Here is a 432-nt window from a genome sequence, read left to right as displayed (position 1 = left end):
TGTTTGGTCATCTGACACCTCGATCTGGCGAGTATTCTCGCCTAAAAGGGTGTCCGGTTTCATTAGACCACTACAATACGCCCCAAGCATTGAGGTTTTAGAGCAAATCTCGCTTGCTCTGAGCGCTTCACTGGATTTGTTTTTCGTGAGCCAGGAACAACCTGCTCTGACGAGTTCAAACCTTCGGCATGACCTTTGTGACATTGCTTATCAGGCAGATGAGGAGGCATTACGTGAAATTGTTGGTGCCGCTAAGAAAATCCTTTCCAATAAGTAGAAGCAAAAAAGCCCCTTATCATGGTTAGGGGCTTGCTTGATGTAATACGCAACAAGTCTATTCAGAACCAATATCCATCTTGCCCAATGCCCCCTCAAAAAACAAAACCCCTTAAAATTTGCACTTTAAGGGGTAAATGGTAAGTTAATACAAGG

General features: G+C 44.0%; 1 protein-coding gene. It reads left to right on the top strand.

Annotated features, from left to right (window positions below):
• Positions 1-277 (top strand): hypothetical protein (locus tag GHO03_RS25420; RefSeq protein WP_218574336.1); only part of this gene is annotated, 277 nt, incomplete at its 5' end.
• Positions 278-432 lie beyond the last annotated feature (155 nt).

Source organism: Pseudomonas sp. FSL R10-1339, assembly GCF_009600545.1.
In the GTDB taxonomy this organism is placed as follows: Bacteria; Pseudomonadota; Gammaproteobacteria; order Pseudomonadales; family Pseudomonadaceae; genus Aquipseudomonas; species Aquipseudomonas bubulae.
This window is presented reverse-complemented; position numbering and strand designations above follow the sequence as displayed.